Source organism: Kitasatospora sp. cg17-2 (assembly GCF_054031055.1).
Genome location: NZ_CM132923.1, coordinates 5066401 through 5079329, shown reverse-complemented (window position 1 = coordinate 5079329; position 12929 = coordinate 5066401). Strand labels below are relative to the sequence as shown.

8 protein-coding genes are annotated in these 12929 nt (G+C 71.8%); 6 read left to right on the top strand and 2 right to left on the bottom strand.

What is annotated here, in order from left to right:
- Positions 1-71 precede the first annotated feature (71 nt).
- Positions 72-2873, bottom strand: a complete 2802-nt coding sequence (locus ACW14Y_RS21500) for a transglycosylase domain-containing protein (RefSeq protein WP_456982983.1) — start codon at positions 2871-2873, stop codon at positions 72-74.
- 352 nt (positions 2874-3225) lie between these two features.
- Between ACW14Y_RS21500 and ACW14Y_RS21495 the strand changes: the two genes are divergently transcribed.
- From ACW14Y_RS21495 to ACW14Y_RS21475, 5 genes are all read left to right on the top strand, one after another.
- A complete protein-coding gene (locus ACW14Y_RS21495; protein ID WP_340631109.1) occupies positions 3226-3924 on the top strand; it encodes a PadR family transcriptional regulator in 699 nt (232 codons plus the stop codon).
- Between the two features lie 127 nt (positions 3925-4051).
- On the top strand, positions 4052-5134 hold the full coding sequence (locus ACW14Y_RS21490; protein ID WP_380386572.1) for an inositol-3-phosphate synthase: 1083 nt from the start codon (positions 4052-4054) through the stop codon (positions 5132-5134).
- Positions 5135-5263: 129 nt separating this feature from the next.
- On the top strand, positions 5264-6601 hold the full coding sequence (locus tag ACW14Y_RS21485) for an MFS transporter (protein ID WP_380303756.1): 1338 nt from the start codon (positions 5264-5266) through the stop codon (positions 6599-6601).
- Between the two features lie 109 nt (positions 6602-6710).
- Positions 6711-7382 (top strand): LppU/SCO3897 family protein, encoded by a 672-nt coding sequence (locus ACW14Y_RS21480; RefSeq protein ID WP_380303754.1) that lies wholly within the window; start codon positions 6711-6713, stop codon positions 7380-7382.
- Positions 7383-7416: 34 nt separating this feature from the next.
- A complete protein-coding gene (locus ACW14Y_RS21475) occupies positions 7417-8502 on the top strand; it encodes an LppU/SCO3897 family protein (RefSeq protein ID WP_456982979.1) in 1086 nt (361 codons plus the stop codon).
- Positions 8503-8605: 103 nt separating this feature from the next.
- Here ACW14Y_RS21475 and ACW14Y_RS21470 read toward each other — a convergent pair whose 3' ends face one another.
- Positions 8606-10027, bottom strand: a complete 1422-nt coding sequence (locus ACW14Y_RS21470) for a CCA tRNA nucleotidyltransferase (protein ID WP_380303765.1) — start codon at positions 10025-10027, stop codon at positions 8606-8608.
- Positions 10028-10407: 380 nt separating this feature from the next.
- On the opposite strand from ACW14Y_RS21470, the gene ACW14Y_RS21465 reads away from it, so the two are divergent.
- Entirely contained in the window at positions 10408-12897 is a 2490-nt protein-coding gene (locus tag ACW14Y_RS21465) for a DUF6049 family protein (RefSeq protein ID WP_456982977.1), read from the top strand.
- Positions 12898-12929: the final 32 nt, after the last annotated feature.

Sequence of the window (12929 nt, the reverse complement as noted above, 5' to 3'; positions counted from 1 at the left end):
CGCTCCGAATACGGCGAAACGGCGGTGGCAGGCTCCCGAGAGCCTGCCACCGCCGTTCCGGTCACCGTGTCCTACGGCACCGCGACGCTGCCGCCGCCCGGCGAGGGCGAGGTGGACGGCTTGGGCGGCCTGGTGGTCGGGCCACCGGTCGCACCGCCCGCACCGCCGCCGGCCCCGCCGCCCGGGTCGGTGGTCGGGGTCGTCGGCTGGGTCGGCGTGCTGCAGCCGATCGGACCGAGCAGGCAGCTGGGCGAGGGCGTGGTGCCACCGCCGGTCGTACCGCCACCGCCGGTCGTACCGCCGTTGGTACCGCCACCACCGGTCGTGCCGCCGTTGGTGCCGCCACCGTTGGTACCGCCGCCGTTGGTACCGCCGCCACCGGTCGTCCCGCCGCCCGGGTTCGGGTTGGTCTTGGTCGGGCCGGGCTGGGTGGGCACCGTGCCCGGGCAGTCGACGCCCGGGACGCAGGCCGGCCCCTGGGTGACCGGCGGCTGGGTCGGCTGACCGGCGTTCGGGTCGACCGGGGGAGCGGTCACGGTCTCGCTCGTGGTCGGGGTCGGCACCGCGCTCGCCGTGCTCGGCGCGCCCGAGGAGTCGACCTGCGAGCCGACCGGCTGCGGGGTCGGGAAGTTCAGCTTCTTCTCGTTGGCCAGCGCGGCCTTCATGTACCGGGTGAAGACGTCCGCGGGGACGTCACCACCGTGCACCGAGTCCTTGCCGCCGGTGCCGTTCAGCGAGAGCCGCTCGTGCGCGTTCGGGTCCTCGCGCCACATCGCCACGCTGGTGGCCAGCTGCGGGGTGTAGCCGACCCACCAGGCCGACTTGTTCTCGTCGGTGGTACCGGTCTTGCCGGCCACCGGGCGGCCGAGGGTGTTGGTCTTCTTACCGGTACCGTTCTGCGCCACGTTCACCAGCACGTCGGTGATGTTGTCGGCGACCACCGCCTCCACCGCCTGCTTGGTCTCGTGCTTGCCGAAGCCGGCCCGCTCCTTGCCGTCCACCAGGACCTTGGTGACCGAGTAGGGCTCGGCCTGCTTGCCGCTGGCGGCGAAGGTCGCGTAGGCGTCGGCCATCCGGATCGGGCTGACGGTGGAGACGCCGAGCGGGAAGGTCGCCGTCTTCGACTCCTTCTCGATGCTCTCCTTGCGGATGCCCAGCGCCTCGGCGATCTGCATCACGTTCTGGCCGCCGACGTCCTGGTTCAACTGCACGAAGGGCACGTTGTAGGAGTACTGCATGGCCATCCGCAGCGAGACGTAGCCGCGCTTGCCCTTCTCCTCGTTCTTCTGCCGGTACGGCTTGCCGTCGTCGCCGAGCAGCAGCGAGCCGTCCGGCTTGCGGATCTCCGAGAGGTCGTCGGACAGGTAGCGGCTGTCGGCGTTGATCCGCTTGGGCTTGCCCTTGTCGTCGGTCGCGGTCAGCACGCCGGACTGCATGGCGGTGGCCAGCACGAAGGGCTTGAAGGTCGAGCCGACCTGGACGCCCTGGGCGTCGGCGTTGTTGCCGAAGTTCCCGTTCTCCACGCCCTCGCCGCCGTAGATGGCGACGATCGCGCCGTCACCGGGGACGATGCTGGAGGCTCCGAACTGGACGAAGTTGTCGTTGTTCGGGCGCTTCTGGACGTTGAGGGTCTCCGCCTTGACGTCGTCCACGGCCTTCTTCAGGGCGTCGACCTTTTCCTTCTGGAAGGTCGTGTAGATCTTGAAGCCGCCCTTGTCGATCGCCCGCTGGTCGATCGTCGGGTCCTTGGCCATCACGTACTTGTTGGCGGTCTCGACCATGTAGCTGATCTGACCGTTCATATTGGCCGACGGGACCTGCTTGATCGGGGTGGGGAAGGCGGTGCACTTCGCCCGCTCCTCGGCGGTGGTGTTCTTGGTCTCCACCATCCGGTCGAGGATCCACTTCCAGCGCTCCTCGGCGCGGGCCTGGTTCGCCTTGATGGTCGGGTCGTAGTACGACGCGCCCTTGAGCAGGGCGGCCAGCATGGCGCTCTGGCACAGGTCGAGGTCCTTGGCGTTGACGCCGTAGTACGCCTGCGCGGCGGCCTGGGCGCCGGTCGCGCCCCGGCCGAACCAGCTGGTGTTGAGGTAGCCCTTGAGGATGTCGGGCTTCTCGTACTCCTGATTGACCTTCAGGGTGATGAAGAACTCCTTCACCTTGCGGCTGAGAGTCTGCTCCTGGGTCAGATAGGCGTTCTTGACGTACTGCTGGGTGATGGTCGAGGCGCCCTGGGTCTGGCCGCCCTTCGCCATGTTGACCACCGCGCGCAGCATGCCCTTGGGGTCGATGCCGCTGTCCGTGCGGAAGGTCTCGTTCTCCGCCGCGATGACCGCGTTCTGGAGGTTGGGCGAGATGTCGCCCAGTTCGACGATCTGCCGGTTGGTCTCGCCCTTGCGGACCATCTCGGTGCCGTCGGCCCAGTAGTAGATGTTGTTCTGGTCGTTCACCAGGGCGTTCAGCGGCGGGATCTTGGTGCTCTGGTAGACGTAGAAGACCGCCCCCACGCAGACCGCGGCGAAGAGCAGCACGGCGCTCAGCCACTGCCGCCAGGAGGGCAGCCAGCGGCGGACGCCCTGCTTGCCGAAGCGCGGGTAGTCGATGAACCGCTTCTTGCCGGGGGTGCCGCCCCCGGCGGCGGCCGCGCCACCGGCGGCCGTCCCGTCCCCGCGGCGCCCGCCCTTCTGGGCGGCCTTCCGCATCTCGGCACGGGTCATCCGGGGCTGCTGGGCGGTGTCCCGCGTACCCGGCGGGCGCCGTCGGCCCAGACCCGCCGAGCCCAGCTCGTCGCGCCCGGCTCCTTCCGACCGTCCGTTGCCGTCACCCGGCGGGCGACCGTCGCCGCCGGGCGACCTGCGCCGTCGTTCGCTCATCTTCCAGCTACTCCTCGCCAGGCCGGTCGAGCCTGAAGGCAGGGTCCACGTCCGATGCCCGTAACCGCCCTAACCCCGGAGGTGGTCCTCGTGCACACGCGACAGCGTACGCAGCTCCGAATCCGAACTAATCGGGCATCAATCGCCAATAACCGCAAAACGGCAACAGATCATTACACGCCCGTTGCCAAGCACACCCGCGCGTCGTCTTGTGATCACCTTCACGCGCGTCCCCCTTGCCCCTGCGCGGACCCAGGCTTACTGTTCTCGATATATCGAGCCGATACATCGGAACGGCATAACGCCGATCGAGGCGGGTCGCGGACCGACCGGAGAGGGGAGGACGAAGGCAGTGGGCAGACGCTCAGGAGTGCTGGAGTTCGCCGTTCTCGGACTGCTCCACGACGCCCCGATGCACGGTTACGAGCTGCGCAAGAGGCTCAATGTCCTGCTCGGCTCGTTCCGCGCCTTCTCGTACGGGACGCTCTACCCCTGTCTGAAGAGCCTGGTGGCCCAGGGTTTCCTGGTCGAGGACAACCCGGACGTCGAGTACGTGCCGGCCACCGCGCTCAACGGCAAGCGGTCCAAGATCGTCTACCGGCTGTCCGCCGAGGGCAAGCAGCGTTTCGAGGAGCTGCTCGCCGACGCCGGCCCGGACGCCTGGGAGGACGAGCACTTCGGTGTGCACTTCGCCTTCTTCGGTCAGACCGACCGGGCCGTGCGGATGCGCGTCCTGGAGGGCCGCCGCAGCCGGCTGGAGGAGCGCCTGGAGCGGATGCGCAACTCGCTGGCCCGGGCCCGCGAGCGGTTCGACGACTACACGGTCGAACTGCAGCGGCACGGACTGGAGTCGGTGGAGCGCGAGGTCCGCTGGCTGAACGAGCTGATCGAGACCGAGCGGGCCAACCGCTCCGGCCGGACCGGGGCGCCCGCCGACGGGACCGGCTCCGCAGTACCCCAGACTTCGGACGGCCGAGGCCAGGAGGACGGGTCCGCGGACCCGCCCGGGCCACCGCACGACCGCCCGGGGCGTTCCGCCCAGGAGCGCTGAGACCGCGTCAGCCCCGTGCGCGCGGCAGGAGTGGGCGCGTCATGCGCCCGTTTGCAGTCATCGAAGAAGCAGGACGAGTACCGCCGACCTTCGGCGGCGCTCATGAGATCACAGGGAGCAACCGGGAATGGGTTCGGTTCGCGTAGCCATCGTGGGTGTGGGCAACTGCGCCACGTCGCTGGTGCAGGGTGTCGAGTACTACAAGGACGCCGACCCGGCCGGCAAGGTCCCCGGGCTGATGCACGTCCAGTTCGGTGACTACCACGTCAGTGACGTGCAGTTCGTCGCCGCCTTCGACGTCGACGCCAAGAAGGTCGGCCAGGACCTCGCGCACGCCATCACGGCGTCCGAGAACAACACCATCAAGATCTGCGACGTGCCCCCGACCGGCATCACGGTCCAGCGCGGTCACACCCTCGACGGCCTCGGCAAGTACTACCGGGAGACCATCGAGGAGTCCGACGAGACCCCGGTCGACGTCGTCCAGGCCCTCAAGGACGCCCAGGTCGACGTCCTGGTCTGCTACCTGCCGGTGGGCTCCGAGGCCGCCGCCAAGTTCTACGCCCAGTGCGCCATCGACGCCAAGGTCGCCTTCGTGAACGCCCTCCCGGTGTTCATCGCCGGCACCAAGGAGTGGGCGGACAAGTTCACCGAGGCCGGTGTGCCGATCGTCGGTGACGACATCAAGTCCCAGGTCGGCGCCACCATCACGCACCGCGTGATGGCCAAGCTGTTCGAGGACCGCGGTGTCGTCCTCGAGCGCACCATGCAGCTGAACGTCGGCGGCAACATGGACTTCAAGAACATGCTCGAGCGCGAGCGCCTGGAGTCCAAGAAGATCTCCAAGACCCAGGCCGTCACCTCGCAGATCCGCGACCGCGAGCTGGGCGCCAACAACGTCCACATCGGTCCCTCGGACTACGTGGCCTGGCTGGACGACCGCAAGTGGGCGTACGTCCGCCTCGAGGGCCGCGCGTTCGGCGACGTCCCGCTGAACCTCGAGTACAAGCTCGAGGTCTGGGACTCCCCGAACTCCGCCGGTGTCATCATCGACGCCGTGCGCGCCGCGAAGATCGCCCTCGACCGCGGCATCGGTGGCCCGATCCTCTCGGCCTCCTCGTACTTCATGAAGTCCCCGCCGGTCCAGTACTTCGACGACGAGGCCCGCGAGAACGTCGAGAAGTTCATCAGCGGCGAGGTCGAGCGCTGAGCTCGCTCCGCCCCGTGCTGAGTCCTTGAGCACCGAACGGGTCCGCGGTCCACGACCGCGGGCCCGTTCACCTTTTCCCGGGGAATGTTTCACGTGAAACAGCGCCCGGATCCATGGCACCCTGAGCGGGTGGCGATCACCGATAACGGCAGTACCCACCGTGCCGCGCACCGCGCCACGCTCTTCGGCCTGCTCCGGGGCCGCGACTTCCGGCGGCTGCTGACCGCCCGGGTGCTGTCCCAGCTCTCCGACGGCGTGTTCCAGGTGTCGCTCGCCGCCTACGTCGTCTTCTCCCCCGAGAAGCAGTCCTCGCCCGCCGACATCGCCTCGGTGCTGGCCGTGATGCTGCTGCCGTTCTCGGTGATCGGCCCCTTCGCCGGCGTCCTGCTGGACCGCTGGCGCCGCCGGCAGGTGCTCTACCTGGGCAACCTGGCCCGCTTCGGGCTCGGCCTGCTCACCGCCGGACTGCTTCTGGTCCAGGCGCCGACCTGGCTCTTCTTCGCCTCCGCGCTGCTGGTCACCGCGCTCAACCGGTTCATCCTGGCCGGACTGTCCGCCGCGCTGCCCCGGGTGGTGCGGGCCGAGCAGCTGGTGACCGCCAACGCGCTCTCGCCCACCCTGGGCACCGTCGCGGCGGCCTGCGGCGGCGGCCTCGGCTTCCTGCTGCACCAGGTGATGGCGCCGGGCCCCCGGGCCGACGCCGCCCTGGTGAGCCTGGCCGCGCTGCTCTACCTGTCCGCCGCGCTGGCCGCGCTGCGGATGGACAAGGACCTGCTCGGCCCGGGGAACCACCCCGGCCGCCCCGCGATCGGCCAGGCCCTGGCCCAGGCCGCCCGCGAGCTGCGGGCCGCCGTCACCCATCTGGTGCGGGACCGCCGCCCGGCGGCGCACGCGCTGGCCGCCGTGACCGCCGCCCGGTTCTGCTACGGCGTGCTGATCGTCGTCGTGGTGATGCTCGCCCGGTACACCTTCAACGACCCGGCGGACAGCGCGGCCGGGCTGGCCACCCTGGGGCAGGCGGTCGGCCTCTCCGCCGCCGGGTTCTTCATCGCGGCGGTGATCAGCCCCTGGTGCAGCCGCCGGCTCGGGCTGGCCGGCTGGATGACGCTCTGTCTGGCCGCCCCGGTGGTCTTCGTGCCCGTGCTCAGCCTCGGCTTCAGCCTGGTGCCCTGCCTGATCGCGGCACTGCTGCTCGGCGTGGTCACCCAGGGCACCAAGATCTGCGCCGACACCGTGGTGCAGGAGTCGGTCGAGGACGAGTTCCGGGGCCGGATCTTCGCCATCTACGACGTGCTCTTCAACGTCGCCTTCGTGGCCGCCGCACTGGTCACCGCACTGGTGCTGCCGCTCTCCGGCCGCTCGGTCACGGTCGTGGCCGGCGTCGCCCTGGTGTACGCGGCCTCGGCCGCGCTCTACCTGCGCGCGGCCCGCCGTACCGGCCCGCTCCCCGGCGACCCGGCCCGCTGACCACGGCCGTCCGCCCGGGCGGCCCCTGCGCCCCGGCGGCGTCGTTCCGAGTCGCTAAGGTACGTCAGATCTGTCGCAGTGGCAGCACTCTGTCTCGGGGGACAATCTGATGAGCACACCGCCCAGTCCGTACGGCCCGCCTCCCGGCTACGGCGCCGCGCCGCAGCCCTACGGTCCCCCGGCTCCCCAGCCGTACGGCCAGCCGCAGCCGGTGCCCGCGGGCTACGGCGCCCCGCCGCCCCCGCCCGGCTACGGCTACCCCGGTGCGCCGCAGGCGGCCCAGCCCTACCCGCAGCCCGTCCACCCGCAGCCCGTCCATCCGCAGGGCCCCTACCCGCCCGCGCCGTACCCGCCGGCCCCGCAGGCGCCCGGTCCGTACGGGCAGGCCTCGCCGCACGGCTACCCGCCGGCCCCGCCGCACCCCGGGCCGGCCGCCAAGGGCCGCGGCAAGGCCCGGCTGAAGGCGGTCGGCCTGGTCCTGGGCGTGATCGCCCTGATCGTCGGCTACTTCGTCAGCGACCCCAGCGTCAGCAGCGCCAAGGCCGGAGACTGCGTCAAGGCCTCCGGCTCGCGCGACGTCTCGGTGGTCAAGTGCACCGACGGCAAGGCGAACTTCAAGGTGCTCGCCAAGTTCGAGTCCACCACCGACACCGGCAGGTGCCGCGAGACCGCGGGCACCACCAGCACCGTCTCGGGCAAGAGCGGCCGCCGCTGGAACAAGAAGCGCTACGTGCTCTGCCTCGGCCCGCTCGCCGGCGTCCCGCCGGTCAAGAAGTCCTGACCGTCCACCACCTGAATTTCCCCGGGGGATCCCCTTGTCCGTTCCGCCCCAGATGCCGTACGGCTCGCCGCCGCCCGCCGACGGCGCCAACCCGTACGCCACCGGCAACCCGTACGCCGGCCCGCCGGCCCCGCAGCCGGCGGGAGCCCCCGCCCCGGCCGGCTACGGCTACCCGGCCGCACCGCCGCCGCCGGCCGCACCCGGCTACGGCGCGCCCGCCCAGGCCCCGCCCGGGGGCTACGCGTACCCGCCGCAGGCCGGGGGCTACCCCGCACCGGCCGGCTACGCCCCGCACGGCGGTCCGGTCTGCCGGTTCTGCGGCGGCTTCCCGGCCGTCGAGACCACCGTCCGCGGCCACCAGGGCATCATCATCATCATGCGGTTCCTGAAGCAGCCGGGACCGTTCTGCCGCACCTGCGGCACCGCCGTGGTCCGCGACATGTCCGCCCGCACCCTGGTGCAGGGCTGGTGGAGCTACCTCTCCGGCATCTTCACCGTGGTCACCCTGCTGCGGAACCTCGCCGCCCACAACAGGATCAAGGACCTGCCGCCGCCGGCGCCCGGCACCCACGGGCCGCAGCTGGACCCGGGCGTGCCGCTCACCAAGCGGCCGCACATCTTCATGCTGCTGCTGCCCGTGCTCGGGATCGTCTCGTGGATCGTCCTGATCGCCACCGGCGCGCTCTTCGCCTCCACCAAGCACGACGACCCCTACCGTCCGCTGGTGATGCCCTCGGTGACCGTGCCGGCCTTCCCGACGCCGGCCTTCCCCTCGCCGACCGCCCCGTCCGTCCCGGCGGCGACGGTCCCGGCGGTCCCGGTGCCGACGATCACCCTGCCGACGCCGTCCGCCACCAAGGTGGCCAGCGACATCGACACCGCCAAGGCCGGCGACTGCCTGCGCAACGAGAACGGCACCACCGCCACCCACGACGCCAGTCCGCGGATCACCATGCTGCCCTGCAACGACCCGAAGGCCCAGTACAAGGTGCTCAAGAAGGTCTACGGGACCAGCGACAACGACAAGGCCTGCGAGAACGTCACCGGTGCCGAGAGCACCTACACCCGTGATTCCAGCACCGAGGCGCTCAGCTTCGTGCTCTGCCTGAAGAAGCTCTGAGCCGGGCGCGCGGGCCCGGGCGCGGGGCCGCGCCGACCGCCCGCGCACGGACGAGGGGTGGCCCCGGGAGGACCCGGGACCACCCCTCGCGGCACCGCGCCCGCTACTGCTGGGCGGCCCACCAGTCGCGCAGCGCGGCGACCGCCGCGTCGTGCTCCATCGGGCCGTGCTCCAGCCGCAGCTCCAGCATGTGCTTGTACGCCTTGCCGACCGAGGGGCCGGGCCTGAGGCCGAGCAGCTCCATGATCTGGTTGCCGTCCAGCGCGGGGCGGACGGCGTCCAGCTCCTCCTGCTCCTTGAGCTCCTCGATCCGGGTCTCCAGCCCGTCGTAGGTGCGGGAGAGCGCGGCCGCCTTCTTCCGGTTCCGGGTGGTGCAGTCCGAGCGGGTCAGCTTGTGCAGCCGCTCCAGCAGCGGGCCGGCGTCGGTGACGTAGCGGCGCACCGCCGAGTCGGTCCACTCGCCGCCGCCGTAGCCGTGGAAGCGCAGGTGCAGCTCGACCAGCCGCGAGACGTCCTCGGTGAGCTCCTTGGAGTACTTCAGGTCGCGCATCCGCTTGCGGGTCATCTTGGCGCCCACCACCTCGTGGTGGTGGAAGGAGACCCGGCCGTCCTGCTCGAAGCGGCGGGTGCGCGGCTTGCCGATGTCGTGCAGCAGCGCGGCCAGCCGCAGGGTGAGGTCGGGGCCCTCCCGCTCCAGGTCGACGGCCTGCTCCAGGACGGTCAGCGAGTGCTCGTAGACGTCCTTGTGCCGGTGGTGCTCGTCCCGCTCCAGGCGCAGCGCCGGCAGCTCCGGGAGCACGTGGTCGGCCAGGCCGGTGTCGACCAGCAGCCGCAGGCCCTTGACCGGGTGCGCGGCCAGCAGCAGCTTGTTCAGCTCGGCCTGCACCCGCTCGGCGGAGACGATGGTGATCCGCTCGGCCATCGCGGTCATCGCCGCGACCACCTCGGGGGCCGGCTCGAAGTCCAGCTGGGCGGCGAACCGGGCGGCCCGCATCATCCGCAGCGGGTCGTCGGAGAAGGACTCCTCGGGCGTGGCGGGGGTGCGCAGCACCCGGGCCTCCAGGTCGTCCAGGCCGCGGTGCGGGTCGACGAAGGCCCGGCCGGGCAGGTCGACGGCCATCGCGTTGACCGTGAAGTCGCGGCGGACGAGGTCCTGCTCGATGGTGTCGCCGTAGCTCACCTCGGGCTTGCGGGAGGTGCGGTCGTACGCCTCGGAGCGGTAGGTGGTGATCTCGATCAGGAAGGAGCCCTCGGGGGTGTCCTTGCGCGCGCCGACCGTGCCGAAGGCGATGCCGACGTCCCAGACCGCGTCGGCCCAGCCCTTGACCAGCTTCAGCACCTGCTGCGGACGCGCGTCGGTGGTGAAGTCGAGGTCGTTGCCGAGCCGGCCCAGCAGGGCGTCCCGGACCGAGCCGCCGACCAGCGCGAGCCGGTGCCCGGCCGCCTGGAAGCGGCGGGCGATCTCGTCGGCGACCGGGGAGACCCGCAGCAGTTCCTGCAGACCCAGGGTCTGGGCCTCGCTCAGGCCGGGGACGACCTGGACGGCGGAACTGGAATGATGGGCGCCGGTCGGGTGGGCGGTGGGCTCATTGGCAGTGGACACGGCTCACAAGGGTACGTGGCCCGACGGCCCCGTCGCCCGCGTGTTTCCACCGGCTCACTCCCCGGCCCGCAACACCGCACCCCTCACCACATCGTTACCATGCCGGTGGAACGAGTCCGGATGCACCGAGCACGGGCCGCGGTGCTGTGCGCCGCCACGGCCACCGGGACACCGGGCCACCACATTTTCTTCACGGCTGCTCCTCACGGCATCCCACGGCCGACGGAACATCCGCAGCAGCACGGCAGCAGCAGCAGCGATCGAGAACGGCGAGGGCGAACCCGTGAGCGAGGGCGAACCGCGTGAGTGAGCCGGCACGGCACCCCGGTCCGGAGCCGGACCGGCGCCCCGGGCGGGTCCTGGGACGAACCGTCCGGCGGCTGGCGGGCGCGCTCGGCGCCGCGCTGGTGCTCGCCTCGGCGCTGCCCGGCGGCTCCGCCGGCGCGGCCCCGGCCGGGGGGACCAGGCCGGTCGCCGACACGGCGGTCAGCGCCGAACTCCCGGTGACCATGACCATCGAGTCGGTGAGCAAGCCGGTCGCCGTCCAGAGCGGCACCGTGACGATCACCGGGCACGTCACCAACGCCGGCAGGTCGGTGCTGAAGTCCGCGCACGCGGCCGTCCGCCGCCCCTGGCCGAGCAAGCCGCTCACCACCCGCAGCGAGCTCGCCTCGGTGTCCTCCCGGAGCGTCCCGCTCAACGCGGACGGCATCTCGATGGACAGCCCGCAGTACGCCCTCAACGAGCTCGGCCCCGGCCAGAGCCAGCCGTACACCCTCAGCGTCGCCGTCGCCGACCTGCAGTTCTCCGGCGAGGGCGTGTACGAGCTGGCGGTGGACGTCTGGGGCTCGACCGCCGACAACCAGCGCGACCGGCCGCTGGGCATCGCCCGCAGCTTCCTGCCCTACAACCCGTCCCCGGCCGACGCCCAGCCGTCCAAGGTGACCACCCTCTGGCCGCTGGTCCACGCCCCGGTCCTGGCCGCGCAGACCCTCTCCGAGAACGACCAGACCGTCCCGGTGCTCCGGGACGACAGCCTGGCCACCGAGTTCGCCCCCGGCGGCCGGCTGTACGCGCTGGTCGACACCGGCGCCGCGCTGACCGGGCTGACCTGGGTGGTGGACCCGGACCTGCTGGACACCGCGTTCGCGATGACCAAGCGCTACGTGGTGCAGAAGCCCGGCACCTCGGGCAACGCGGCCAAGGAGGACAACACCGTCCCCGGCACCGGCACCGCCGCCGCCACCGCCTGGCTGGAGAAGCTGCGGGCCGCCGTGGCCAAGCCGGGCAGCCAGGTGGTGGCGCTGCCGTACGCCGATCCCGACCTCGCCTCGATCGCGCACAACGCCCCCGAGCTGGAGGGCATCGACACCGCGCTCGGCAAGGCGGCCACCGCCGGGCAGCTGACCGTCGAGGGCCGGCTGTCGGTGGACACCCGGGCCGATGTCGCCTGGCCCTACCGGGGCTACCTGGACCAGCGGATCGCCGGCGTCGCCCAGCGCACCGGCAACAACCTGGTGCTGGTCAACGGCGGGAGCATGCCCGAGTCCGACACCCTGAAGTACACCCCCTCGGCCACCCGGCAGATCGGCAACGGGCAGACCGCGCTGGTCGCCGACCAGCTGATCTCCTCGCTGTTCGAAGGCGGGCTCACGACCCAGGAGGAGCAGACCCGGGCCGTCCAGCGGTTCCTCGCCGAGACCTTCGTGATCTCCCGCCAGGAGCCGCAGAACCCGCGCGGCCTGCTGGTGATGCCGCCGCGCGAGCTCGACGCCGACGGCGCCAAGGTGCTCGCGACCGCCCTCCAGGCGGCCCAGGACGGCAAGTGGGTGGAGCCGGTCAAGCTGGACGCCCTCGCCCAGCTGCCGGCGGACCCCAAGGCCAACGCGACCGTCCCGGCCCCCGGCGACTACCCGGCCCGGGCCCGCGACTCGGAGCTGTCCGCGTTCGACCTGACCACCACCACCCGGATCCAGACCGACCTGGACACGCTGATGCGGGTGCTGACCCTGCCGCAGCGGGTGCGCGGCCCGTTCAGCGCGGCCATGGTCCGCTCGCTGTCCACCGAGTGGCGCACCGAGGGCTCGGCCGGGGCCGACTACCGGGAGGGCGTGAAGCGCTACCTCAAGGAGCTGACCGGCGCGGTGAAGGTGCCGCCGAAGCGGGAGATCACCTTCGCGGGCGACACCGGGGTGCTCCAGGTCAGCGTCCGCAACGACCTGACCCAGACGGTCACCAACCTGAAGCTGGTCCTCACCCCGGCCCAGCCCAACCGGCTCCGGGTCGAGCTGCCGACCGAGGAACTGGTGCTGCCCGCCTCGCAGAGCGTCACCCTGCGCTTCCCCGCCGAGGCGAAGAACAACGGGCCGGTGAGCATGACCGCCCAGCTCTACACCACCGGGCCGAACCCGCAGAAGTACGGCGAGCCGGTGACCTTCACCGTCCAGGTCACCTCCGTGACCAACGGGGTGCTCTACGTCTTCGGCGGCGGCGCGCTGCTGCTCCTGCTCGCCGCGCTGCGGTTCGTCCGCCAGCGCAAGCGGCGGGTGGCGCACGGCGACGAGGGCGACGCGCCGCTGGCCCCGCAGGACGGCGGGAGCGGCCCGGACGGCACCGACGGACCCGGCCGGGGCGAGGGCGGGGACGGCCCCGGGGCCGCCGCCGGCGCCGCGGAGGCGGACCGCCCGGCCGGCCCGGAACGGCCGGAACCACGCGGAGCGGCGCGGACACCGCGCGACAGCAGCGCGGATGGCCGGGATCGGGCCACCAGTGATGAGAAGGTTGGTCCTTGACAGCGCCGATACCGCCCGACTCCGGAGCGGCC